A 23,875-nucleotide genomic window follows, 5' to 3' on the forward strand; every position below is an offset into this window, starting at 1 on the left:
GAAATCTCTTGATCAACTTCTCGGGCGGAGTTCACATGATGGAAACCTCCCCCGAACCTAGCGATGGGTAGAGTCCCGCCATTCTTGACAACGTCGACCCCTTCATCGGAACCGCGGCGACCGACCTCGCGCAGCCGCACGGCCTGGCCGCCACCTGGTGGTGGCCCAAACCTCAGGTGGGCAACACCCATCCGGGTGCCACCTCGCCGCTGGGCATGGTGTCCGCGTGCGCCTACTCCGGCGCGTACCCGACCGGGTACGGCCTCTACAGCAAGAACACCGAGGGGGTGCCGGAGGAGATGTTCGACCGTTTGCAGGCCTCCGGGTTCACCCACTTCCAGCAGTCCGGCACCGGGGCCATCCGCAAGTACTACAACTACGTCCGGGTCACCCCGATGGTGCAGCCGCTCGACGAGCTCGGCCAGTCGTGGGGGCTGTCCGACGAGGAGGCTTCGCCCGGTTATTACGCGGCCACCCTGGACACCGGCATCCGCTGCGAGGTCACGGTCGGGGCCAAGGTCGCCGTGCACCGGTACACGTTCCCGGCCGCCAGCAGCGGCCGCGTCGTGATCGACATGTCGATGGGCGGTCTCGCGGTCGAGCTCGGCCGCACGGTTCCGCTGCGGGCCCAGGTCGAGAGCATGGGGCTGGGCCGCGCCCAGGGCACCGTGGTCATGGAGGGCGTGCCGCTCAGCGTCTACGCCGAGGTGGACTCGCCCGGCTGGCGGCAGATGCTGTGGTACGACCGGCGGCTCATCGACGGCGGCACCCGCCTCGACTTCGACAGCATCCGGCACACCAACCTGCGCCCGTTCGGCATGCTCTTCCGGGGCAACGCCCGCGCCGGGCAGACCGTCGAGGTGCGGCTCGGTTTCTCGCTGCGCGGCTGTGACCAGGCCCGGGAGAACCTGCGCCGCGAGTGCGGTGAGGACGGCCCGTCGTTCGGCCGGGTCCGTTCGGCGACCAGGTCCCGCTGGCGCGACCATCTGGACAAGGTCAAGGTCGACGGTGGTACGCAGGCCCGGCGCACCGTCTTCTCCACGGCGCTCTACCACTCGCTGATCAAGCCGTGTTTCGCCGACGACGAGAGCCCGTTCTGGCCCAATTCGGGGCCGTACGCCTTCGACGTCTGCACGATGTGGGACATCTACAAGACCCAGCTGCCCCTGCTGGCCGCGATCGCCCCCGAGCGCTCGGCCGACCTGCTGGAGTCGCTCATCCGGGTCTGCGAGGAGGAGGGCAACTTCCCGATCGGCTACCGGATGGCCCGCGGCGCCGACCGGTTCTTCCGGCAGGCCAGCGCGCTCGCGCACACCGCCATCGCCGACGCCCAGGCGCTGGGCCGGGCCGAGATCGACTGGGCCTGGGCCCTGGTCCACATGGTCGACGACCTGCGGCGGATGTACGGCGAGGACTTCTACGAGCACGGCGTCGTGCACCCGATCACGCACACCCTCGACCTCGCCTACGCCTATCAGTGCACGGCCCGGCTGGCCCGCGCGCTCGGCGACCGCCGCCTGGCCACCGACCTGCAGGAGAAGGCGAAGGGCTGGGTGAACGCGTTCGACCCGGCCACCGGGCTCCTGCGCGACTCGGAGTTCTACGAGGGCGGCAAGTGGAACTACTCGTTCCGCCTGATGCACGACATGGCCGCCCGGATCGCGCTGGCCGGCGGCGACGACGCGTTCCTGGCCAAGCTCGACCGGTTCTTCGGCTACGGCGCCGACCCGGTCGAGCAGCCCGGCCGGCGTCCCCTGGCGGCCGAGATGGCGGCGGGATACGCCCTGAACCGGTTCGAGGGCCTGAACAACGAGCCCGACATGGAAGCGCCGTGGGCGTATCACTGGGCGGGGCGCCCCGGCCGTACGGCCGAGATCGTGCAGTCGGCTTTGACCTGGCAGTTCGGCACCGGACCGGGTGGCCTGCCCGGAAACGACGACTCGGGCGGGCTGAGCTCCTGGTACGTGTGGGCGTCGCTCGGGCTGTTCCCCGTCGCCGGCCAGCAGCAGTTCCTCATCAACGCGCCGGCCTTCGAGCGCGCGGCCATCGACATGCCCGGCGGCGAGTTCGTGATCGAGACCAGCGGCCTGCGGGACGACCCGATCGGCAGTGACGGACTCGACCGCGAACTTCCGGCCCAGTACGTCCAATCGGCCACCCTGAACGGCCAGCCGCTGCACGGCACCCACCTGAGCGCCGCCGCCGTGCACCGCGGCGGCCGGTTGCACCTGCGGCTGGGCCCGGAGCCGACGAGCTGGGGGCGCGGGAACCGCCCGCCGTCCCTGTCCGACCCGCCACCACCGGAGGAACGTTGACCCAGCCCGATCGCCGACTCGTCATCGTGGTCCGTGCCGACCCGGTGATCTGCGGCCACTCCGGCGAGGCCCGCAACCTCGCCGAGGTGGCGCTGACCCGGGGCTTCACCGACGTACGCCTGCTGACCTGGCCCATCGGCGTGCTCCAGTCCGCGGGGCTGCCGCTCAAGCCGCTGGACCGCCTCCTGCCGTACAGCGAAGGGATCACCGTCGAACGGCCGGAGGCCGTCGGCGACTACCGGGTGCCGGACGGAAGGCATCTGGCCGGGCTGACCGGTCGCCTGGTCGAGCTGCTGGCCGACCCGATACCGACCGTCTGCCTGTCGATGTACCTGGTGCCGCACACGCAGGTCGTGGTGGACGCGGTGAACTCGGCCCGGGCCGCCGGATTCGCGCCGGACGTGCACACGGTGGCCAAGGCGGTCGGCTCGGACGTGACGAACGTGATCCGGTCGTGCCTGCGCGAGGGCCGGTTCGGTGCGGCGACCGTCCTGTTCACCACGTTCCTGGCCAACGACGAGGTGGTGGCGGTCTCCGAGTACACCCGCGACGAGATCATCGCGTCGGCGCTCGAGGTGGACGAGGCGTGCGGCACGTCGTTCGCGGCGCAGTGCCGGGAGCGCGTCACGGTCAGCTATCCGCCGATCGACTCGTCGGCCTACCTCGACCTCGACGAGGACGCGGTGGACGCGGCCCTGGCCAAGCGGGGGCTGACCCGCGGCGGTTATGTGCTCTTCCTGTCCCGGGTGGCGCGGGCCAAGGGCATCTACGACCTGGTCATCGCGTACGGGCAGATGCGCTCCCGGGACAAGGTGAAGCTGGTCGTGGCGGGCACCGGGCCGGCGCTGGAACACGTGCGGGCGATGGCCAAGGAGGACGACCAGATCGTCTTCCTGACCGACGTCGACGACGAGGAGAAGCCGCTGCTGATGCGCGGCTGCGCGGCGTACGCCCTGCCGACCAAGCCGGAACCGGACTTCGTCGAGACGTTCGGCATCGCGCTGGCCGAGAAGGCCCTGGCCGGCGGCGGCCCGATCATCACGACGCTGACCGGCGGCACCGGGGAGGCGGTCGGCGACACGGCGATCATCGTGGAGGCGGGCGACATCAACGCCCTGGCCGAGGCGATCGACACGGCCGTGCTGGACATGACCGACTCCGACAAGGAGGATCTGGCCAAGCGGGCCCGCGACTATGCGATGACCTTCGATCGGGGTGCGGTGTTCGACGATTTGTTTCCTCCTTTGGAATGATCGATTTCGGGGATGCCGGGTTCATCCGCGATCCGTACCCGGCTCTGGCCCGGCTCCGCGACGCCGGGCCGGTGCTCTGGCACGAGCCGACCGGGCGGTGGCTGGCCGCGAGCCACGCCACCGCCGGGGCGGTCCTGCGCGACCGGCGGCTGGGCCGGTTCTGGACCGACCGGGAGCCGGCCTCGGTGTACGAGCCGTTCAACCTCCTTCACCGCAACCAGATGATGGAGAACGAGCCGCCCGTACACACCCGGCTCCGGTCCTCGGTCGCCGCGGCCTTCAACCGCGGCCATGTCGCCCGCCTGCAACCGGCGATCGCGTCCTCGGTGGCCGCTCTGCTCGCGGAGGCCGGCTCGTCCTTCGACCTGCTGGCCGATGTGGCCGAGCCCCTGGCGGTCGAGGTGATCGCGGAACTGCTGGGCGTTCCGCCCGAGGACCGGCGGTGGTTACGGCCGTGGTCCGCCGCCATCATTCGGATGTACGAGGTCACGCGCACCCCGGCCGACGAGGCGGCCGCCCTCGACGCGTCCCGGGAGTTCGCGGACTACCTGCGGGTGCTGGCGGCCCGCCGCGAAGCCGAGCCGCAGGACGACATGATCAGCCACATGGCCGGCCTTCTCGCGTCCGACGAGTTGGTGGCCTCGGCGATCCTGCTGCTGAACGCCGGGCACGAGGCCTCGGTCAACGCCTTCGGCGGCGGCGTGGTCGCCCTGCTGCGCCACCCGGCCGAGTTGGCCCGGCTGCGCGCCGACCGCTCCCTGATCGACAGCGCGGCCGAGGAGATGATCCGCTACGACCCGCCGCTGCACATGTTCATCCGTACCGCCGCGGCCGACGTCCGCGTCGGCGACGTGACGATTCCCGCCGGCGCCGAGGTGGCCGCACTGCTCGGCGCGGCCAACCGCGACCCGCTGGTCTTCGCCGAGCCGGACCGCTTCGACGTGGCGCGCACCCCGAACCCGCACCTGGGTTTCGGCGCGGGCCTGCACTTCTGCCTGGGCGCGCCGCTGGCCCGCCTGGAGTTGCGGTCGGCCCTGTCGGCGTTGCTCGATCATGCCCCGGAGCTGTCGCTGGAGCAGGAGCCGGTCCAGCGGCCGACGTTCGTGCTGCGCGCCTATGAGGCCGTCCGCGTCACCGCGGCCAGGCCGATCAGGTTGCCCTCCGGATCCTCGAAGTGAGCAACGGTCAGCATGCCGCCCGGCGCGCGCTGAGGATCTGAGGCCCGGGTTCCGCCGAGCCGCTCGGCTTCCTCGAGTGCCGCCTCGACATCCGGAACGCCGACGTAGAACAGGGCGCGCGGCTGGTAGCCGCGGCCGCCGCCCACGCCGCCCGGAAGGCCGCCGTCGACGAAGCCGTACTCGCCCTCATCGGACACCGACGGCGCGACGGGCCCGCTGGTGTCGAAGGTCCACCCGAACAGGCGGCCGTAGTAGTCGCGCAACCCTCGCGGGTCGGACCCGATGATCTCGAAGTGCACCACTGGCTGTCCCATACCGGAGACGCTATCCATGGTGGTTGTTAAAAACAACCACTAGCATGGGCGGCATGCCGACCAGTCGCAGCTACGGTGACGCGTGCAGCATCGCCCGCGCCCTCGACGTCGTGGGGGAGCGGTGGTCGCTGCTCGTGGTGCGGGAGCTGCTGCTGGGGCCGCAACGGTTCTCCGATCTGCGCCGGGCCCTGCCGGGGGCGAGCTCCAACATGCTCACCGACCGGTTACGCGAACTGGAGAGCCACGACGTGGTGGCGAGGTCGCCGGCCGGCTACGAGCTCACCGAGTCGGGGCGAGGGCTGGAGCCGGTAGTGCTGGCCCTCGGCGGCTGGGGCATGCGGTTCCCGCTGCCGGCGGACGCGCACCTGAGCGCCACCTCGGTGTTGCTGTTCCTGCGGGGCTCGCGAGATCCGGGTTCGCGGGCCACGTACCGGATCGAGCTCGGCGACCGGGCCTGGGCGGTCACCGCCGGGGACGGGCCGCTGCACATCGAGACGGGCGCGCCGGTCCACGCGGACGCCGGCCTCCGCACCGACCCGGCGACCCTGAACGCCCTGCTCGACGGCTCCGTGACGCTCGCCGCCGCACGGGCTGCGGGCACGGCGGCCCTCAGCGGCGACGAGGCCGCCCTGAAACGCCTCCTCGAGCCGTCCGCCTCGAGCTGACGGCACCGGCGGCGCCTCGTCCGGCTTTCGGCCGGCGGCGCCTTGTCCAGTTTGCGGCTGGCGGCGCCTTGTCCGGCTTCAATTGGGGACGCCGACGGTGCCTTGTCCGGCTTCAGGTGGCGGTGCCGGCGGCGAGCAGGGCCGAGGTTGGCAGGGCGAGCCGGCCGTCCTCCTCGCGGTAGGCCGCGGTGTGCCGGTCGTACTCCTGCCGGATCCGGTCGAGAGTGCCGCTGTCCTGGCGTTGCATGACCAGGCCGGGGGAGCTGAGGCCGTTGGCCGGGCCGCTCCACCAGGACTCCGGGTCGGTGCGGTGTTTCCAGGCCAGGGTCTCGCAGGTGACGTCGGCCAGGCCGGCCTGGCGCAGCAAGGCGGACAGGCCCTCGGGAGTGCGGGGGAAGTCCTTGTCCGGGGTGAGCCGGGGCAGGTCGGTGGGGCGCTCCACGCCGGCGGCGTCGAAGATGGTGGCCCACAACTGCTGGGCCGGCGGGGTGGGGTAGGGCCAGATCGTGACGGCGACGCGGCCGCCCGGGCGGACCACGCGGCGCAGCTCGCGGACGGCGGCCGCCGGGTCGCCGACGTGGTTGACCACGAAGTTGGCCACGGCCGCGTCGAACGAGGCGGCCGGGAACGGCAGGTGGGGCAGGATCGCCTCGTGGGTCTCGGCGGCCGGGACCCGGCGGCGGGTCAGCTCCAGCATGCTCGGCTCGGCGTCGACGGCCACCACGTGCGCGCCGCGGGCCCAGGCCAGCGCGGCGACGGTGCCCGTTCCGGTGCCGGCGTCGAGCACCCGCAGACCGCTCTCGGCGCCCGCGGCGTCCAGCAGCGGCCCGGCGGGGTGGGCGCACAGGGCGGCGAAACTGCCTTGGAAGGCCTCGGCCCGGCCGGCCCACTGCGTGCGTTCGTACTGGTCGAAATCGGTCGTGGTCGTCGCCATGGTGGTGCCCTTCCGCGTCCGTGCGCCGTCATCGCCGTCCATCGGACCTCGCAATGACCTCCGGCGTTAGCCGGGTGTTGGGACGGTGGTCGGTTGCGTTGGCCAAGGTGATCGTCGCTTCAAGATCATCGTAGGGGGAGTGGGATGGCGACCGATCAGACGCTACCGCAATGGGCCGACCCGGAGGTGCCCGAGTCGAAACTGGACGCGCAGGCCGTGTCGCGGCGGGGGATCCTCAAGAGCGCGGGCCTGTTCGGCGCCGGGTTCGCGGCGGCCGGCGCTCTCGCTCCGTCACCGGCGTCGGCTCACTCCCCGCATTCGCCGTCCGCCGACGACGACTTCGCGTACCTGGCCGGCGACCACCATGTGCACACGGTGTACAGCCACGACGCCAAGTACACGTTCAGTCAGCAGGCCATGCGGGCGGCCCAGTTCGGTCTCGACTGGATGGTCATGACCGAGCACAGCAACATCGGGCACGCCAACGCCGGCGGCGCCCTGGCCGAGCACGCCGAAGTGGTCACGGCCCGCGCCGAGAACCCCCGCATGCTGCTCTTCCAGGGTCTCGAGTGGTACATCCCGGGCGCCGAGCACGCGACCGTCTTCACCGCGCCGGGTGCCAACGAGGCGACGATCCTGCGCGACTTCGAGTTGGCGTACGACGGCAAGCTCCTCAACCGCACCACGTCCACCGCCGAGAACGAGGCGCTGGCCGTCGCGGCGATCAAATGGCTGGCCGCCCGCAAACGCGCCGGCGACGTCCCGGACGTGCTCGTGCTGGCCAACCACCCGTCCCGGCTCGGCATCGACTCGCCGTCCGAGCTGCGCGGATGGCGCGACGCCGACCCCAGCATCATGATCGGCATGGAGGGCGCCCCCGGCGCGCAGGGCGCGGCGCTGCCCGGGTGGCGCGGCTCGAACAGCGTTCGCGGCGAGTACGAGAACAAGCCGTCGGACCAGTCCTGGGCCGGCTACCCCGCCGAGGCGTACGTCACCTACGGCGGTTTTGATTGGATGACGGCCACAGTCGGTGGCATGTGGGATGCGCTGCTCGCGGAGGGCAAGCTCTTCTCCATCACGTCGAACTCGGACAACCACCGGACCGTTTACGACACGTGGCGCAACGGGGACTGGCCGGCCGGGCAGAACTTCGACAACACCGGCAAACTCCCCGACCCCGTCCCGACGACGACACCCCAGGCCGGCAGTGACTTCTGGCCAGGACAATTCAGCCGTACGCACGTGGGCGTGACCCGCTACGGCTACCGCGAAGTGATGGACGGCTTGCGCGCCGGCCGCGTCTGGGCCGACCACGGCCAGCTGCTCGACGCCGTCGACGTGCGGCTCGTCGGCTCGGGATCAAAATCGGCCACCTTGGGCGGTCGCCTGCGTGCGCGCCGCGGCGAGAAGCTGACCCTGCTGGTCACGGTCACCACCGCCTCGAGGCCGAACCTGCACAACGTGGTGCCGTCCCTGGCCCACGTGGATGTCATTCAGGGTGCCGTACGCGGACCGGCCGCCGACAGGAGCACGTGGCGCGCCCCGGCCACACGGGTCACCCGCAGCATCGGCGTGGCCGGCCGCAAGGGCACCTACACCCTGCGGATCCCGATCGACCCCGTGCGCGAGCCCGGATATCTGCGCCTGCGCGGCAGCGACGGCCGCCGCAACGGCCCCGGCCTGCTCGGCAAGGCGATCGACCCGCGAGGCCCGATCGCACACACGCCCGGCGACGGCGACCCGTGGCTGGACACGTGGTTCTACACCAACCCCATCTTCATCGACCTGTGATGGAGGGCGGCCCGGGAAGACCCCCACGCCCGGGCCGCCGACGAGCCTCGATGACAACCGGTCATCGGGGCTCGTCCCTTTTCGGTACGGTGTCGCGATGCTCGCCATCAAGCCTCTGCATCTGCTGGTCTGCCTCATCGTGGTGGTCGGCCTGGTCGCCGCCGTGATCGTGGCCTCGCGCCGGCGCTGACCTTTTCCCCGCTGCCCCGCCGCTCGTCCGGCGCCTCCTGTCGGCGACCGTCCAAAAGTGTCATACCCCCGGTCTAGGGTCGCCTCATGACGCAGACCGGCAGCGCGTCCCGTCCCGCGCACCCACCACACACCACCTCCGGGCCGTCAGTTTCGGACGATCCGGAGGCGCGGCCACGCGTCGTGCCCGACCCGGCCATCCGGCGCCCTCATGACGGTGCGGGTGCGGGCGCTGATCGTCTTGGGTCGTCGGCGGCGTTGTTCGCGGCGAATGCCGATCATCGTGAGGTGGAGCGAAGGCTGGTCGCCGCGGGGTGGACGCCGTGCGGGGCCGGGGACTGGGCGATCGCGCTGCGGTCGCCGGGCGGGGCGGTCGCGGCGCGGATCAGCCCGTTCGATCCGACCGGGCCCTATACGGCGGCGCTGTACCGGGAGGCGGCCCACACCCGGCAGGTGCCCGTGCTGTTCGAGCATCGGCGGCTGGCCGGTGGCGGTGACCTTCAGGTCATGGAGTGGCTGCGACCTGTGCCCGAGGACGAGGCGGCCGCGTTCCACCGGGCGATCGCAGCCGGGGCGGCCGAGGTCGCCGAGCTGGTCCGCGTCGTCCGGGCGGTCCATGAGCGGGCCACGAGGGAGCTGCCGTGGTGCGGGCCGCTCGACACCAATCCGTCAAACGTCATGCGCGCCGCCGACGGGCATCTCGTGGTGGCCGACCTCTTCTACGCGGACGGTCCCGCCCTCTACGAGACGGCGGCCACGCGGCCCGACCTGCTGGTCGCCCGCATCCCCGAGCCGGAGCGCCGCTTCATGACCGAGATCCCGATGACCAGCTCCGGCCCGTGGAGTCCCGGCGAGCGGGCGGCCCTGCGCGCCGGCATCGCCGCGGCCGACGTCCGCCGGGAGGTGGCGACCACCTGATGCAGTCCGCACGGCACGACGACCTGTCCGCACGGCAGCGCCACATCCTGTCCTTCCTGGCCGACTGGACGGGCCGCCACGGCTACCCACCCACCATCCGCGAGATCGGCGACGCGGTAGGCCTGACCTCGTCCTCCAGCGTCGCCTACCAGCTGGCCCAACTCGAACGCAAAGGCCACCTGCGCCGCCGGGCCGGCCGCGCCCTCCTCCCCGACCGCCCCCGCCCGCCCGCCGAGCCACGCCAAGCGAGGCCCGCCGCCGAGTGGCCACCCTCGGAAACCCAACCCGAGCGCCCGGCCCCGACCAGCCACCCGGCAGAGCCAACCTCCTGCGGTGCGCATGGGGCAGGGCCGGGTTCCGGCCCGACCGACGTGGCCGAAGCGTGCGAGGGCCAAGCGCGCGCCGACCGGCCCAGCGCGACCGTGAATGAAGCGGGCGCCAGGCAAACCAGCGCGGGCGAACAGAGCGTGAGTGGCGCGCGCGCCGACCCTTCCAGTGACGGCAGGGCGAGCGCGGGTGAAGCGCCTGCCGACCGGATGAGCGTGGGCGGGCACAGCGCGGGTGGACCGTCCGCTGATCGGACGAGCCCGGGCGAGGACAGCGCAGGTGGAGTGTCTGTTGGCCGGACGACCGCGGGTGAGACTCGCGAGGCTGGGGTGCGCGCTGACCGGATCAGTGGTGGTGAGGCGAGCGTGGACGGGGTGCCGGGAGGTCGGACGAACTCAGGCGGGGGAAGCGCCGGTGGAGTGCGCGCTGACCGGACTCGCGCTATTAACAAAAGCGGCGCTGGCCGTGCCCGCGTGAGTGGGGAGAGCGGCGATGGACTGCGCGCTGGCCGTGCCCGCGCGGGTGGGGCGAGCGGCGGTGGGGGGCGTGCCGGTCGGAGCCGGGCGAGCGGGGGGAACGGGGAGAAGGCGGGTGCTGGCCGGGCCGGAGCGGGTGGGGCTTCCGCCCGGCGGGCGGTTGTGCGTCATGGGACCGGGTGGGCGATGGGGGCGGAGGCCGGTGGGGTCTCGGACGGGATGCTTGTTGGGCCGGTGACTCGGGACGGGCGGCTTGCGCTGCCTCGGGCCGTTGTCGGGGACGGGGAGCATTTCATGCTGCGGGTTCGGGACGATGTTCTGGGCGGTGCCGAGATTCGGGTCGGTGATCTGGTGGTTGTTCGGCGGCAGGGCGGGGCGCAGCCCGGCGACATCGTCGTGGCGATGGTGGAGGGTGAGGTCACGGTGTGCGTGTTTGAACGGGACCGGACGGGACCCGCGGCCACCGAGCTTGCTGTGCTCGGTCGTGTCGTCGCGGTTCTGAGGCAGCTGTGAGCGGGCTTCCGGCCGACAGCCACGTCCACAGTGAGTGGTCGTGGGACGCGCCCGGCGGGGACATGGAGGCGACCTGTGCCCGGGCCGTCGAGGTCGGGCTGCCGGCGGTTGCCTTCACCGAGCATCTCGACCACACGGTGTGGCGGATCGAGGTCGAGGGGCCGTACGCCTCGGACGTCCTCACCTCCCGGGCGGGGGCGGACCGGTTGCTGACGCCGCCGCGGTTCGACGCCGTCGGCTATCTGGCGGCGGTCGAGCGGTGCCGGGAGAAGTTTCCGGAGCTGCGGATTCTCAGTGGGCTGGAGATGGGGGAGCCGCACTGGCACGCGGAAGCCTGTGGGCGGGTGCTCGCGGCGGGGCGCTTCGATCGGCTGCTCGGGTCGCTGCACGCGCTTCCCGACAACGGTGTCTATGCCGAGCCGTGGGGCATCTATCCGCATCGGGAACCGGCCGTGGTGATGCGCGAATACCTCGAGGCGGTCGCGGTCATGGTCGGCACGGACTCGCCGTTCGCGGTGCTGGCGCACATCGACTATCCGGTGCGGTCGTGGCCGGGGCGCTTCGAGCCCACCGCGTTCGAGGAGGAGTTCCGGTACGCCCTGCGGGCCACCGCCGAGTCAGGGCGGGCGCTGGAGGTCAACACCCGGATTCCGCTGCACGCCACGATCCTGCGCTGGTGGCACGACGAAGGCGGGGACGCCATCAGCTTCGGCAGCGACGCCCACCTTCCCGAGCTGGCCGGGCACGGGTTCGCCGAGGCGGCCCACATGGCCGAGGCCCACGGGTTTCGGCCCGGGCGCAGCCCGTACGACCTCTGGGGAAGGGCCTAACCCTGGTACGGAGGTGCCACGCCCCAACCCCAGCGCGGCGTCGGGGCCTGTTCCGGCGGGGTCGCGCCGGGCTGGGAGTTGGCCACGGCCAGGCGGGTGCCCCACTCGATGTAGCCCATGAAAGCGGCCCGGAACTCGGGATCGCCGGGCAGCCCCACCTCGTCGGCGGCGTCCGCGAGGAGGCTCACCCAGCGGCGGCGCTGCGGTTCGGTGATGGCCCGGCCGACATGATGGGCGAGCATGTGGGGGTAGCCGCCGCGGTCGGCGGTGTACCGCGCGGGGCCGCCGAAAACCTCGGACAGCCACATCGCCACGTAGCGCGGATGGTCGGGATCCATGTGGGCGAACAGCGGGCCGATCAGGTCGTCGGACGCCACCAACTCGTAGAAGCGGCCGGTCAGGCGCTCGAAAGCCTCGGTGCCGCCCGCCCAGTCGTACAAACTCGGCACCGCGCCGCCGGAACCGCGCACCGCGGTCGGCTCGTAGTGGCGCATCTCGTCGATGGCCTCGATGTAGGGGCGGATCTCGGCCAGGAAGCCGGGGAACAGGTCGCCGCCCCGGAAACCCCCGAGATGGTCGGCGGCGGACGTCCACGTGATCCGCAGGATGTGGACGGCGGGCTCGTCGGTGCACCGGCTCAGCTCGTAGTCGAGGCACTGCGGCGCGCTTGCCAGGAAGCGCGCCGCACGGGCGTACGCCTGCTCGAACTCGCCGGTGTCGCCGGGAACGCGGTACCGGATGTACTCGACGGTCATGCGTCCACCGTAGACCGGTGTTGCAAGGTAATTATGTAATCAGGCGGCGGTCCAGCCGATCGCGGGGGCGATGTGCTTCGTGATCGTCTCCAGGATGCGGGCGTTGTAGGCGACGCCCAGCTGGTTCGGCACGGTGAACAGGATCGTGTCGGCCGACTGCACGGCGGCGTCCGCGGCCAGCTCCGCCGCGATGCGGTCGGGCTCGCCCGCGAACGTACGGCCGAATCGCGACCGCACCCCCTCGAGAAGGCCGACCTGGTCGCCCTGGCCCTCGTTGCCGAAGTAGATCCGGTCGATCTCCTCCGTCACGGGCAGGACGCTGCGGGAGATCGACACGCGCGGGGTGCGGGAGTGGCCGGCCTGTTTCCACGCCTCGCGGTACATCTCGATCTGCTCCGCCTGCAACTCGTCGAACGGCACGCCGGTGTCCTCCGACAGCAGCGTCGAGCTCTGCAGGTTCACCCCGATCTCGGCCGCCCACTGCGCCGTCGCCCTCGTCCCGGCGCCCCACCAGATGCGGTCGCGCAGGCCGGGGGACTGGGGCTGGATGGCCAGGCCGCCGCTGACGCCGCCGGTGCGGGCCGGGTCCGTACGGGCCACGGCCTCGCCCGAGATGGCCGACAGGAAGATCTCGGTCTTCGAACGGGCCAGGTCGGCCGCCGTTTTGCCCTCGGGCGGGATGTAGCCGAACTGGTAGGCGCCGTTCAGCGCGGTCTCCGGGGATCCCCGCGACACGCCCAGCTGCAGGCGCCCGCCGCTGATCAGGTCGGCCGCCGCGGCCTCCTCGGCCATGTAGAGGGGGTTCTCGTAGCGCATGTCGATGACGCCGGTGCCGATCTCGATGCGCTTGGTGCGGGCGCCGATCGCGGCCAGCAGCGGAAACGGTGACGCCAGCTGGCGCTCGAAGTGGTGCACCCGGACGAACGCGCCGTCGACGCCCAGCTCTTCGGCTGCCTCGGCCAGCTCGATGGTCTGCAGCAGGGCGTCGGCCCCGGTGCGGGTCTGCGACCCGGCGGCGTCGCGCCAATGGCCGAAGGACAGGAAACCGATCTTCTTCTTCACGTGGCTGCCAACCTTTCCGGCCGTCCGCCTATTTCCGTACGCATGAAACGCCGCGAACCGGGAAAATTGGGCCCTGGCAACGACGCCCGAAAGGACCGAAATGTTAAAGTATCTGACCGCCGTGGCCGCCGCGGCGGGACTTCTGGTGGCTCCGGCCCGACCGGCGAGCGCGGCGCCGAGCCTGCAGGACATCAGTTTCCTGTACGCGGCGCACGAGGCCCATCTGTTCGAGATCGCCGGCGGCCGCATCGCCGAGACGCGGGCCGCGACGCCCGAGGTGCGCGCGCTGGGCACCCGGTTCGTCCGGGACCATACGGCGATGGACCGGACCCTGACCGCGACCGCCGGCCGGCTGGGCGTGCTGCTGCCGTCCGAGCCGAACGCCGCCCAGCGCAGCCGCATCGCGCAGTACGAGACGTACGACCCGGCCCGCTTCGACGTCGTGTGGGTTCTCACCCAGCTGCTCGGCCACCAGACCGCCGTGGCCGACGGGCGCCGCGAGATCAGGGACGGCGCCGAGCCGAGCGTGGTCAAGCTGGCCCAGGACGCCGCGCCCGTCGTGGCCGGGCACCACCAGACGCTGATCAGCGTACGGAAGCAGCTGCAGTCCTGATCTGGAACTGGTCGACGATCTCCTGGAGCTCGCGGGACATCAGCTCGAGGTTCTCCGCGGTCTCCTGGGCCTCGGCCACGCCGTCCTTGGTCACCTGGGCCGAGGTCGCGACCCCGGAGACGCCCTCGGCGATCTCGCCCGAGCCGGTCGCGGCCTCGGTGATGTTGCGGCCCATCTCGGCCGTCGTGGCCGTCTGCTCCTCCACGGCCGCCGCGATCGTCGTCGAGTGCTCGTTGACCTGGCCGATGATGCCGGTGATGCGGTCGATGGCGCCGATCGCGGCGGTGGTGTCGTGCTGGATGGCCGTCACCCGGGCCGCGATCGACTCGGTGGCCTTCGCCGTCTCCTGGGCCAGGTCCTTGACCTCCGAGGCCACCACCGCGAAGCCCTTGCCCGACTCGCCGGCGCGGGCGGCCTCGATCGTGGCGTTGAGGGCGAGCAGGTTCGTCTGCTCGGCGATCGAGGTGATCAGCTTGACCACCTCGCCGATCTCGGCGCTGGACTGGCTGAGCTGCCCGATCGTCTCGCCGGCCTCGCGGGCGCTGTCGACGCCGCTGGCCGCCACCCCGGCCGCCTGACTGGCGCTGCCGGAGATCTCGCGGATGGCCGCGTTCATCTGCTCGGTGCCGGCGGCCACGGTCTGCACGCTGTGCGAGACCTCCTCGGCGGCCGAGGCGACCCGGTCCGACTGCTCGGAGGCGCCGGCCGCGGCGTCGGCGATCCGGCCCGAGGCGGCCGTCAGCTCGTGCGAGGCCCCGGCCAGGGTACGGCTGTGGTCGCTGATCCGGTGGAAAGCGCCGATCAGCACCTCCAGGGTGCTGTTGACCGCCCGGCCCATGGTGGCCAGCTCGTCGCGGCCGCTCTCCGGCGCCCGCACCGTCAGGTCCTTGCCGGCGACCGAGCGCAGCGTCTCGACGGTGGCGGTGAGCGGCCGGGTGATGCTGCGGGTGACCAGCACCGCGAGCAGGGCGGCCAGGGCCAGGGCCAGGATGCCGGCCACGGCCATGAACGTCCGGGCGGTGTTGGCCGCGGAAGCGGCCTCGGCCTTCGCCTCCTCGGCGGCGGCGTCGGTGAGTGACGTCAGGTCGTCGATGGCCGCGATGATCTTGTCCATCCACTCCAGCGCGGAGCCGGCCACCAGCGTGCCGGCCTGCTTGGTGGCGCTCGCCGTCCCCTGGCGGTAGAGCGCGATGACCTGTTCGTCGACCGACATGAACTCGGAGAAGGCCTCCGCGGCGGCGAACACGGCGGCCTGCTCGCCGGCCGTGAGGTCGTCGGCGTGCAGCGTCTCGAGATCCTGCTCGAAGGTCGCGGTGGAGGCGAGGAAGTTCTTGCGCTGCCCGACCGTGTCCGAGGTGGCGCCCTCGACCCCGCGCAGGACGTCGAACGCGTACCCGGTCTGCCAGCCGTTGAAGTCCGCCGTGCGGAACTTCGCGGTCAATGCGTGGGCCCTGGTGCTGGTGGCTTCGGCCAGCTTCCCGGTCGCGTTCTCGGCCGAGTTCTGCCCCCAGAGGCCGATGCCCAGGGCGATGACCATGCACAGGCACACGCCGGTGAACGCGCCGCCCAGCCGAACGCCGATCTTGATGTTGCCGAGCATGCGCGTTGACCTCTCAGACGCGGAAACGGGCCACCACCGAGCGGAGCTCGTCGGAGACCCGGGAAAGTTCGCTCACCGACGCGTCGGCCTCGGTGAGGGCGCTGGTCTGCGCCTGCACGGCCTCGGCGACCACGTTGATGTTGCCGGCGATGTTCGAGCTGCCGCTGGCCGCGTCGCCGATGCTGCGGCTCATCTCGGTGGTGGTGGCTGTCTGCTCCTCGACCGCCGAGGCGATGGTGACCTGGTAGTCGTTGATCTCCGAGATGATCCGGGAGATCTCGCCGATCGCGTCGACCGCGCTCGACGTGTCGTCCTGAATGGCCTCGACCCGGCGGGAGATGTCCTCGGTGGCCTTGGCCGTCTCCTGGGCGAGGTCCTTGACCTCGGTCGCCACCACCGCGAAGCCCTTGCCGGCCTCGCCGGCGCGGGCCGCCTCGATCGTCGCGTTGAGGGCGAGCAGGTTGGTCTGCTCGGCGATCTGGGTGATCACCTTGACCACGTTGCCGATCTCCTCGGACGAGGTGCCGAGCTTGGCCACGGTGTCGTTGGTGTTCTGGGCGACGCCGACCGCGCGGGCGGCGACCTGGGCCGCGTTGTTGGCGTTCTCGGCGATCTCGCGGATCGAGACGCCCATCTCGTCGCTGCCCGCGGCCACCGACTGCACGCTGGTGGAGACGTCGCCGGCCCCGTTGGCCACCACGCCGGCCTGCTCGGCGGCCTCGCGGGCGCCCTCGGCGAGCCGGGTGCTGATGCTCGCGAGCCGCTGCGTGCCCTCGCCGAGGGTGGCCGCGCCGTGGTTGAGGGCGTCGACCGTCTCCTTCAGGCCGTCGCGGGCACGGTTCACCGCGTACGCCATGGCGCCGAGCTCGTCGCGGGAGCGCACCTCGGCCGGGATCGTCAGGTTGCCCTCGGCCACCGCGTCCAGCGCCTGGGACACCGTGGCCAGCTGCGGCCGGATCAGGCGGATGACCCCGACGCAGACGATGAGGGCGAGCGCCAGGCCGATGCCCAGGCCGGTCAGGGTGACGCCGCGGGCCTTCTTGTAGGCGGCCTCGCCGGCCGCGGCCATGGCGTCCGCCTCACTGTCCTCGACCTGCTGGAGCTTCTGGATGTTGTCGGTCATCGTGGCTTGGGTCTCGTTGAACGCCGTGAGCAGGTCGGCCGGCGCCGGCGTCTCGTACTGCGAGGGGATCGCCGTGCCGAAGAAGGCGTAATCGCGCAGGGCCCGGTAGTGCCCGAGCGCGTCGGTGAACTCGGCCAGCACCGCTGTGCGGGTGGCCGAGCCGGTGGTGATCGATGTGTAGGCGTCGAGCGCCTTGTCGGCGTAGTCGTCGCCGGCCTCGATGGTCTGTTTGCCGGCCGCGATGGCGGCGTCGGTCTTGGCGCTGGAGACCTGCACCATGCCACGAAACATCTCGCCCAGGCCGCCGCGGACGTTGGCGACCTGCTGGAGGCTGTCGACGTGCTGGGCCTTCATCACCTTCAGGTCGTCACCGAGGGTGGCCATCCGGTTGATCGAGATGAAGGTGACCGCGATGGCGACGACGGCCATGCAGACGGCGGCCGCGATCGTCTTGGCCAGCATGCTCCGGTCGGCGAAATACGCCGTGAGCGGCTTGCGGTCAATCGTGGTCGCGAATCCACCGCGATCGGGCATCGCACTTCCCCCTAGAACCAGGACCGACGGAACAACGGTAGATCCGGACTCACTAAGTGGGGCGAAATTCGCCAAATCGCCTGCAACGGGCATGCGGCTGCGATACGCACCGTTATTTCCGCGCTGTTAACGCGGACGGTGTTGATCCTCTCACCGTCGGGAGGCGCTCAAGGTGATCACCGCTCGGTAGCATCGCCCGTCGTTCCCCTTTATGTCCCAAGGAGCGATTGCATGCCGTTCAAGGCTGAGTACATCTGGATCGACGGCACCGAGCCGACCGCCAAGCTCCGGTCGAAGACCAAGATCGTCGAGGACGGCGCCGACCTGCCGATCTGGGGCTTCGACGGCTCCAGCACGAACCAGGCGCCCGGCGACAAGTCGGACTGCGTGCTCAAGCCGGTCTTCGTCTGTCCCGACCCGATCCGCGGCGGCGACAACAAGCTGGTGCTGTGCGAGGTCCTGCTGATCGACGGCAGGCCGCACCCGACCAACACCCGCGCGGAGTGCGCCGAGGTCGCGGCCAAGTTCGCCGACCAGGAGCCGATCTTCGGCATCGAGCAGGAGTACACCTTCTTCCAGGACGGCCGCCCGCTCGGCTTCCCGCTCGGCGGCGGCTTCCCCGCCCCGCAGGGCGGCTACTACTGCGGCGTCGGCGCCGACGAGGTCTTCGGCCGCGACATCGTCGAGAAGCACATGGACCTGTGCCTCGAGGCCGGCCTGCACCTGTCCGGCATCAACGCCGAGGTCATGCCCGGCCAGTGGGAGTTCCAGATCGGCCCGGTGGCCGCGCCGCAGGTCGCCGACGAGCTGTGGGTGGCCCGCTGGCTGCTCTACCGCATCGCCGAGGACTTCAACGTCAGCGCCACCCTCGACCCGAAGCCGGTCAAGGGCGACTGGAACGGCGCCGGCGCGCACACCAACTTCTCGACCAAGGCCATGCGCGAGAACTACGACGCGATCATCACGGCGGCCGAGTCGCTGGGCAAGGACGGCAAGGTCGCCGAGCACATCGCCGGCTACGGCGCCGACATCCAGCACCGTCTGACCGGCATGCACGAGACCGCCCCGTGGAGCGAGTACAGCTACGGCGTCTCGGACCGGGCCGCGTCGGTGCGCATCCCGTGGCAGGTCGAGAAGGACGGCAAGGGCTACATCGAGGACCGCCGCCCCAACGCCAACTGCGACCCGTACGTCGTCACCCGCCTGCTGGTCAACACGATCTGCTCCGCCCTGGCCTGACGCGTAGCGTTACGCCCGGAAGGCGGTCGGGCCTTCCGGGCGTACGGGGGAGCCAAGCCCTTGATCTTCGACATCCGGCCCGGTGATCCGGCGTCACCGGTGATCCTGCACGTGCCGCACGCGTCGCGGGAGCTGACGGCCGAGGCGCGGGCCTCGATCCTGCTCAGCGACGACGAGCTGGCCGAGGAGCTGGACAACCTCACCGACGCGCACACCGCGGAGATCGCGGCGCGCGTGCCCGGGGTCTGGGAGTTCCGCAACCGCTGGTCACGGCTGGTGGTGGATCCGGAGCGGTTCCCCGATGAGCGCGAGGAGATGCTCGCGGTGGGCATGGGCGCCGTCTATACGCACGGGTTCGCGGGGCGGCGCCTGCGGAGCAGCGATCCGGATCGGGATCGAAAGTTCATCGACGAGCATTTCCGGCCGTACGCCCGGGGTGTGGCCGATCTTGTGGGGGAGCGCCTGGCGGCGACGGGCCGGGCGGTCGTCGTGGACGTCCATTCGTATCCGGCCGTCGCCCTGCCCTATGAGTTGCACGGCGATGGCCCGCGCCCGCCGATCTGCGTCGGCACCGACGACTTCCACACGCCGGCGGCCCTCCTCACCGCCGCCAATACGACATTTCCAGAAATGTCGCTCAACTCGCCGTTTGCTGGCTGTTACGTGCCGCTCGAATACTACGGACGCGAGAAAGCTGTGGAAGCGGTCATGATCGAGATTCGGCGGGACTGCGATCCCCGGGTGGTGTCGGAGCAGCTGACCGCGTTCGTCGCGGCGATCAGCTGACGGTCACGGGGCCGACCCGCAGAATGCCGTCGTCCAAGGGCTCGCAGCGGACGCCGCCCTTGCCCCGCAGGGCCTTCCACGCGCCGGGCCCGACGGTCACGTCCATCCACGCGCACGGGTGCGCCCTGCGGTTGACCTTCAGCCGCACCGGCCCGTCACCCGAGTCGAGCGTCAGCACCTGCCCGACCAGGTCGTCGACGATCAGACCGGCGAGGAGCACGTTGCGCCGTACAGCAGCCAGGCCTTTGCCTTTCGGCAGCCACTCCTGACTGATCACCGTCACGCTCGCGTCGCGATGGGCCGGCTGGCCGAAGTAGCGGTCGCCGACGATGCCCAGGCCCTTGCGGATCTCGACGAACGCCACCAGCTCACCGGGCGGGGCCGGAGCCGGCCCGTCGCCGGGCCGGCCCTCGAAGCGGTGAACGGGCGACGCGAGCAGCTCGACGATCTCCGGCACCCGGGAATCTTAGGCACGGCAGGCCGGCAGGCCCTCCAGCACTCCCGAACGGTAGGAGGCGATCCGGTCGAACGCGGTCGGCCCGTTGCCGTCCGAGGCCCGGCCGAACGCCAGCAGCGCCGACACCGCCTCGTCGAGATCGCCCGGCGACAACCGCAGCGAGTCCTGGTCCTGGCGGGTCAGCACGTCGTTGGTCCACGACCCGGCCAGGCAGTCCACGGTCAGCTGGCCCGCCTTGTCGCGGGTCTCGGCGCCGCGCCGGTCCTGCGCCGCCCGCGCGAACAGGTCACCCAGCAGCATCCCGACCGCGTAGTCGCCGATCCGGCTGTGCAGCTGCGGGCCGAGGTCGGTCGTGTCGAACGCCGCGAAGTCGCCGTCCGGGCAGTAGAACGCCGCCCCGCCGGCCGACGCGTCCGGGCGCTCGCAGGCCGGCGGCGAGCCGGCCTCGAACGCCTGCACCGGCAGCTGCTGCCACTGATCGCCGGTGAGCTGGGGATACGTACGCTGCCAATAGCTCTGTGCGTCCTGCGCCAGCGCCTGCACCGCGTCGTCGTACGGCAGATCGCCGCCGGTCTCCGCCTCCCGCCGGGTGCTGAACGGCACCTCGGTCACCGGCAGATTGTTCGCCCGGTATTTCGCGCATTGACCGGCGCCGTCCTCCACGCCCTCCTGAAGGGCGCGGATCCGGTCGAACGCGTTGCCGTGCGCGCCGTCGGCCTCGGCCGGCGTGCCCGGCTGATCGCGCAGCAGCAGAAGGCCCGCGACCGTCGTGTCCAACTGCTCGGCGGACAGTTTCTTGAAGGCTTTCGACCGCCCGGCCAGCACATCGGCCAGCCACGCCCCGGCGTAGCAGTCGGCCTGCTGCTCCAGCACGACCGTCGGCTGATCGTCCGGCCCGATCCGGGCCTGAATGGCGTGCCCGTATTCGTGCGCCATCACGACACCGACCAGGGCAGGCCCGTAATCGGCTTCCAGCGACGGAATGAGGGTCTGCGCGTCCCAGGCGATGAAGTCCTGGTCAGGGCAGTAGAACGCGTTCGGCGAATAGTCCGCCTGCTGCCCGCCACAGGGTGGCGGGGGATCGCTTTCGGTGTACGGGTGATAGCCGCCCTTGATGGGCTGGAAAGCCTGCCCGTCGGCCAGTTCCGGGAACTGCTCGCCCCAGAACCGCTCGACATCCTTCAACGCACTCGTCACCGTGCCCGACGCCCGCTGCGGCGCCGGATCGTCCTCCAGGGACGGAAACGCGCACGCCGCCATCATCACCACGACCACGGCCCCGAACAGCCACGCCTTTACCGACATCGATCCTCCCGCGCCCTCTATACCCCGCTCACGCTCATTTAGATGTACGGGGTCGGGGCAAGCACCCGCCGCAGCGCCGGCCTCGCTGCGACTCGAGGCCGTACGCGGGCATCCGGCCATGTGGTGGGTCAAGCAGTGAGCCGCTCCAGCAGCGGCCGCAGCGCCCGGGCGCGCGCCGCCTGCCAGCCCCGCAACGTCGGCAGACCCGCGAGCGGCGGCAGCGTCGAGCGGTGGCGCCACATCCCGGCCAGCGCGACCACGAACCGTGACGCCCCGTCGGGCAGCCCGGCCAGGATCCGCTCGGCCAGCCGCAGCGCCGCCTCCGGCCCGTCGCGATGGCCGGCCGCGACGACGTCCGCGGCCAGCCGGGCACCGTCCAGCCACGACGCCCCCGCGCAGCCGAAGCTCCAGTCCACGAGAGTCGCTTCTTCGCCGATCAGGGCGTTGTCCGCTCGCACGTCCTGATGAACGAGTGACGGTCCGGCCGTCCACTCCGGCCACCTCCGGGCGAGCCGGGCCAGCATCGGCGCATGCTCACGCTCCCACTCGTCGTGGTCCTCGATCCGATCCCAGCCGTCCAGATCCGTCAGCAGCTCACCGATGCGCGGCACCTCGCCCGGCGCGGGCAGGCTCCCGATCGCGGCGCAGGCGCGAGCGACCAGTCGAGCGCCCTCGTCGTCCCACGGCGGACCGGCCGGTTCGCCCGGCACCGCCGACATGATCAGCGCCAACCAGCCGTCGATCTCCGCCGTGCCGATCAGCACCGGGGCCGGCGCGGCCGCCGGCAGTGCCCCCAGGGCGACGGCTTCGCGCTCGTAGGCTCGGTAGGACCCGGGCGCCGACGACGGGACCGCCTTCACGAAGATCTGCCGGCCGTCGGTCAGGCCGAGGATCGCGGCCGGGCCCGGCGTCATGCCCCCGTGCACGTCGCGGCTGCTCACCGCCGGTGCGCCGGAGATCGAAGTCACCTTTTGCCGTAGCGACACGGGCGCTTCCGCCCAAGCCGGACGCTGTGTGAACACGTTCGAACTGTGCCACTAGATTGGTCGCCATGGTGGTGAGCGAAACCCTCGGCGTCGTCGCCCACCCCGGCGGCCTGCTGGTCGACCGTCCCGAGTTGAGCGTCGGCGTGTCCCTGATCGTCTCCCGGCCCACCGGCCTGGAGATCCGTCTGGCCGCCCGCCACCCGGCCGAACCCGGCGACGTGCCGCCCGGGCTGGACGAGTGGGGCGAGTTGCGGCCCGGCCCGGCCGGAGTGACGCCGGCGCCGCGGGTGCTGCTGCCCGAATACGACGAAGGCATGCACCTGCGGGTGGGCAGCCTCGACCCGGCCGGCCGGGCCCAGTGGGTGTACGGGTCGACGTCGGTCTACTCCGGGCGCTACGTCGAGGTGCGGACGACGGTCGTCCTGCCGCCCGTCTTCGACTACGTCGACCTGGTGCTGGCCTGGCCCGAGATCGGCTTCCCGGAAGCGGTGATCGGCCTGTCCCTGCCGGGCCGGGCCACGGTGCAGCGCGGCACGTTCTCGGTGTGGGAGGCGCCCCCGGTGGCCAAGCTGGCCGCCGGCACGACGCCGCCGGGCGACACGGCGCTGCTGCCGGAGCCGCCGCTGCTGGGCGACCCGCGCTCGCCGCGCATCGAGGCGGGCCGGCTGGCGGCCGACCCGTGCGTGCTGGTCCGCGACCGCGACGCGGTGATCGTGCTGTCCCGGGTGACCCGCTCCGGCCCGATCCTGGCCCTCGAGGTGGAGAGCCTGGCCCGGGGCGAGGCGGCCACCCGCCTGGAACAGGTCGAGCTGCCCCACCGCGACGACTTCGTGCGGGTGCGCCCCACGGTCGCCCTGCTGCACGGCGCCTCGGCGTTCCCGCTGCGCGCCTACGAGGGCGGGTACAGCGGCGGCGCCGGCACGTTCCACGCCACCGAGGAGTTCGCGGTGGCCAGCGCCGAGGCCCTCGACCTGCTCGTGGCCTGGCCGGCCGCGGGCATACCGGCCCACCGGGCGGTCGTACCCCTGAACCGGCTCGGCCGTTGATCCCCATCCCGGCGGGACGGGTGGTGCTGGCCGACCGCCGCTCCCAGCGCCAGTGGCAGGTCGATCTGGCCCCGTTCGCGATCGCGGCGCTGCCGGTCACCCAGGATGAGTACGGGACGGCCGCCGGGTCGCGGCTCCCCGCGGCGGAGGTGTCGTGGCTCGACGCGGTCCGCTTCTGCAACGCGCGCTCCGAGCTCGAAGGGCTGGCTCCGGCGTACGGCATAAACGGTGAAGAAGTCGAGTGGGACCGCTCGGCCGGCGGCTACCGCTTGCCGACCGAGGCCGAGTGGGAGTTCGCCTGCCGCGCCGGTACCGAGGGCCCGCGCTACGGCGACCTCGACGACATCGCCTGGTACCGGGACAATTCGGGCGGCCGTCCGCATGAGGTCGGCACCCGCGCCGCCAACCCCTGGGGCCTGCACGACATGATCGGCAACGTCTGGAACTGGTGCTGGGACCTGTACGACCCCGCGGTGTACGGCACGTACCGCGTCCTGCGGGGCGGCGGCTGGTTCGACGAGCACTGGAGCTGCCGCGCATCGGTGCGCCGCCGCAGTCACCCCACCTTCCGCGTGGACGATGTCGGCTTCCGCCTGGCCCGCACCCTCGCCTGACCCTCAAGTCGCCGGGGCCCGCTGCCGTTAAGGGGTGTCCGACCGGGGGAGG

At 71.7% G+C, this 23,875-nt stretch carries 22 protein-coding genes; 13 read left to right on the forward strand and 9 right to left on the reverse strand.

Annotation, left to right across the window (positions count from 1 at the left end; genetic code table 11):
• The first annotated feature begins 104 nt into the window (after nucleotides 1-104).
• The 3 genes from CRP55_RS18035 to CRP55_RS18045 are packed head-to-tail and all read left to right on the forward strand — an operon-like array spanning nucleotide 105 to nucleotide 4,746.
• Nucleotides 105-2,315 (forward strand): GH92 family glycosyl hydrolase, encoded by a 2,211-nt coding sequence (locus CRP55_RS18035; protein WP_281260799.1) that lies wholly within the window; start codon nucleotides 105-107, stop codon nucleotides 2,313-2,315.
• Nucleotides 2,312-3,568: a glycosyltransferase gene (locus CRP55_RS18040; RefSeq protein WP_097321255.1), complete on the forward strand. Its 1,257-nt coding sequence runs from the start codon at nucleotides 2,312-2,314 to the stop codon at nucleotides 3,566-3,568. Before CRP55_RS18035 ends, CRP55_RS18040 begins: the two co-directional genes overlap by 4 nt.
• Nucleotides 3,565-4,746, forward strand: coding sequence for a cytochrome P450 (locus CRP55_RS18045; RefSeq protein ID WP_097321256.1), 1,182 nt, complete (start codon nucleotides 3,565-3,567; stop codon nucleotides 4,744-4,746). Before CRP55_RS18040 ends, CRP55_RS18045 begins: the two co-directional genes overlap by 4 nt.
• Here CRP55_RS18045 and CRP55_RS18050 read toward each other — a convergent pair.
• Entirely contained in the window at nucleotides 4,683-5,060 is a 378-nt protein-coding gene (locus CRP55_RS18050; RefSeq protein WP_097321257.1) for a VOC family protein, read from the reverse strand. The two genes, CRP55_RS18045 and CRP55_RS18050, sit on opposite strands and share 64 nt — an antisense overlap.
• Before the next feature lie 53 nt (nucleotides 5,061-5,113).
• Between CRP55_RS18050 and CRP55_RS18055 the strand changes: the two genes are divergently transcribed.
• Nucleotides 5,114-5,725, forward strand: coding sequence for a winged helix-turn-helix transcriptional regulator (locus tag CRP55_RS18055; protein WP_097321524.1), 612 nt, complete (start codon nucleotides 5,114-5,116; stop codon nucleotides 5,723-5,725).
• A gap of 112 nt (nucleotides 5,726-5,837) precedes the next feature.
• On the opposite strand, the gene CRP55_RS18060 is transcribed toward CRP55_RS18055, so the two are convergent.
• A complete protein-coding gene (locus tag CRP55_RS18060) occupies nucleotides 5,838-6,659 on the reverse strand; it encodes a class I SAM-dependent methyltransferase (RefSeq protein WP_097321525.1) in 822 nt (273 codons plus the stop codon).
• 144 nt (nucleotides 6,660-6,803) lie between these two features.
• Here CRP55_RS18060 and CRP55_RS18065 point away from each other — a divergent pair, with 144 nt between their 5' ends.
• From CRP55_RS18065 to CRP55_RS18080, 4 genes are all read left to right on the forward strand, one after another.
• Nucleotides 6,804-8,450 (forward strand): histidinol-phosphatase, encoded by a 1,647-nt coding sequence (locus CRP55_RS18065; protein WP_097321258.1) that lies wholly within the window; start codon nucleotides 6,804-6,806, stop codon nucleotides 8,448-8,450.
• Between the two features lie 477 nt (nucleotides 8,451-8,927).
• A complete protein-coding gene (locus CRP55_RS52165; RefSeq protein ID WP_097321259.1) occupies nucleotides 8,928-9,557 on the forward strand; it encodes a hypothetical protein in 630 nt (209 codons plus the stop codon).
• Nucleotides 9,557-10,873: a LexA family protein gene (locus tag CRP55_RS55990; protein ID WP_101536203.1), complete on the forward strand. Its 1,317-nt coding sequence runs from the start codon at nucleotides 9,557-9,559 to the stop codon at nucleotides 10,871-10,873. The genes CRP55_RS52165 and CRP55_RS55990 overlap by 1 nt, the downstream gene beginning before the upstream one ends.
• Nucleotides 10,870-11,703: a PHP domain-containing protein gene (locus CRP55_RS18080; RefSeq protein ID WP_097321260.1), complete on the forward strand. Its 834-nt coding sequence runs from the start codon at nucleotides 10,870-10,872 to the stop codon at nucleotides 11,701-11,703. The genes CRP55_RS55990 and CRP55_RS18080 overlap by 4 nt, the downstream gene beginning before the upstream one ends.
• Here CRP55_RS18080 and CRP55_RS18085 read toward each other — a convergent pair.
• Both CRP55_RS18085 and CRP55_RS18090 read right to left on the reverse strand, forming a co-directional pair.
• Nucleotides 11,700-12,458 carry a group II truncated hemoglobin gene (locus CRP55_RS18085; protein WP_097321261.1) on the reverse strand — a complete coding sequence of 253 codons (759 nt, stop codon included), beginning with the start codon at nucleotides 12,456-12,458 and terminating at the stop codon, nucleotides 11,700-11,702. The genes CRP55_RS18080 and CRP55_RS18085 overlap by 4 nt on opposite strands.
• Nucleotides 12,459-12,497: 39 nt before the next feature.
• Complete coding sequence (locus CRP55_RS18090) at nucleotides 12,498-13,520, reverse strand: LLM class flavin-dependent oxidoreductase (protein ID WP_097321262.1); 1,023 nt, start codon at nucleotides 13,518-13,520, stop codon at nucleotides 12,498-12,500.
• A gap of 100 nt (nucleotides 13,521-13,620) precedes the next feature.
• Between CRP55_RS18090 and CRP55_RS18095 the strand changes: the two genes are divergently transcribed.
• Nucleotides 13,621-14,133, forward strand: coding sequence for a DUF4142 domain-containing protein (locus CRP55_RS18095; RefSeq protein ID WP_097321263.1), 513 nt, complete (start codon nucleotides 13,621-13,623; stop codon nucleotides 14,131-14,133).
• Here CRP55_RS18095 and CRP55_RS18100 read toward each other — a convergent pair.
• Both CRP55_RS18100 and CRP55_RS18105 read right to left on the reverse strand, forming a co-directional pair.
• A complete protein-coding gene (locus CRP55_RS18100; RefSeq protein WP_097321264.1) occupies nucleotides 14,105-15,733 on the reverse strand; it encodes a methyl-accepting chemotaxis protein in 1,629 nt (542 codons plus the stop codon). The two genes, CRP55_RS18095 and CRP55_RS18100, sit on opposite strands and share 29 nt — an antisense overlap.
• A gap of 13 nt (nucleotides 15,734-15,746) precedes the next feature.
• Nucleotides 15,747-17,390, reverse strand: a complete 1,644-nt coding sequence (locus CRP55_RS18105; protein WP_097321265.1) for a methyl-accepting chemotaxis protein — start codon at nucleotides 17,388-17,390, stop codon at nucleotides 15,747-15,749.
• Nucleotides 17,391-17,621: 231 nt separating this feature from the next.
• Here CRP55_RS18105 and glnII point away from each other — a divergent pair, with 231 nt between their 5' ends.
• On the forward strand, nucleotides 17,622-18,629 hold the full coding sequence (glnII, locus tag CRP55_RS18110) for a glutamine synthetase (RefSeq protein WP_097321266.1): 1,008 nt from the start codon (nucleotides 17,622-17,624) through the stop codon (nucleotides 18,627-18,629).
• Nucleotides 18,630-18,728: 99 nt separating this feature from the next.
• The gene (locus CRP55_RS18115) at nucleotides 18,729-19,415 is read left to right on the forward strand and encodes an N-formylglutamate amidohydrolase (RefSeq protein WP_245923119.1); all 687 of its coding nucleotides are present in this window, start codon (nucleotides 18,729-18,731) and stop codon (nucleotides 19,413-19,415) included.
• On the opposite strand, the gene CRP55_RS18120 is transcribed toward CRP55_RS18115, so the two are convergent.
• The 3 genes from CRP55_RS18120 to CRP55_RS18130 form a co-directional block, all read right to left on the reverse strand.
• Nucleotides 19,408-19,872 carry a molybdenum cofactor biosysynthesis protein gene (locus CRP55_RS18120; RefSeq protein ID WP_097321268.1) on the reverse strand — a complete coding sequence of 155 codons (465 nt, stop codon included), beginning with the start codon at nucleotides 19,870-19,872 and terminating at the stop codon, nucleotides 19,408-19,410. The genes CRP55_RS18115 and CRP55_RS18120 overlap by 8 nt on opposite strands.
• A 9-nt stretch (nucleotides 19,873-19,881) precedes the next feature.
• Entirely contained in the window at nucleotides 19,882-21,177 is a 1,296-nt protein-coding gene (locus tag CRP55_RS18125) for a neutral zinc metallopeptidase (RefSeq protein ID WP_143234705.1), read from the reverse strand.
• Between the two features lie 128 nt (nucleotides 21,178-21,305).
• Nucleotides 21,306-22,163, reverse strand: coding sequence for a phosphotransferase family protein (locus tag CRP55_RS18130; protein ID WP_143234707.1), 858 nt, complete (start codon nucleotides 22,161-22,163; stop codon nucleotides 21,306-21,308).
• A 65-nt stretch (nucleotides 22,164-22,228) separates the two neighbouring features.
• Between CRP55_RS18130 and CRP55_RS18135 the strand changes: the two genes are divergently transcribed.
• The gene (locus tag CRP55_RS18135; protein ID WP_097321270.1) at nucleotides 22,229-23,209 is read left to right on the forward strand and encodes a hypothetical protein; all 981 of its coding nucleotides are present in this window, start codon (nucleotides 22,229-22,231) and stop codon (nucleotides 23,207-23,209) included.
• Nucleotides 23,206-23,823 (forward strand): formylglycine-generating enzyme family protein, encoded by a 618-nt coding sequence (locus tag CRP55_RS18140; protein WP_097321271.1) that lies wholly within the window; start codon nucleotides 23,206-23,208, stop codon nucleotides 23,821-23,823. Before CRP55_RS18135 ends, CRP55_RS18140 begins: the two co-directional genes overlap by 4 nt.
• Nucleotides 23,824-23,875: the final 52 nt, after the last annotated feature.

The sequence above is a fragment of the Paractinoplanes atraurantiacus genome (assembly GCF_900215205.1).
Taxonomy (GTDB): Bacteria; Actinomycetota; Actinomycetes; order Mycobacteriales; family Micromonosporaceae; genus Actinoplanes; species Actinoplanes atraurantiacus.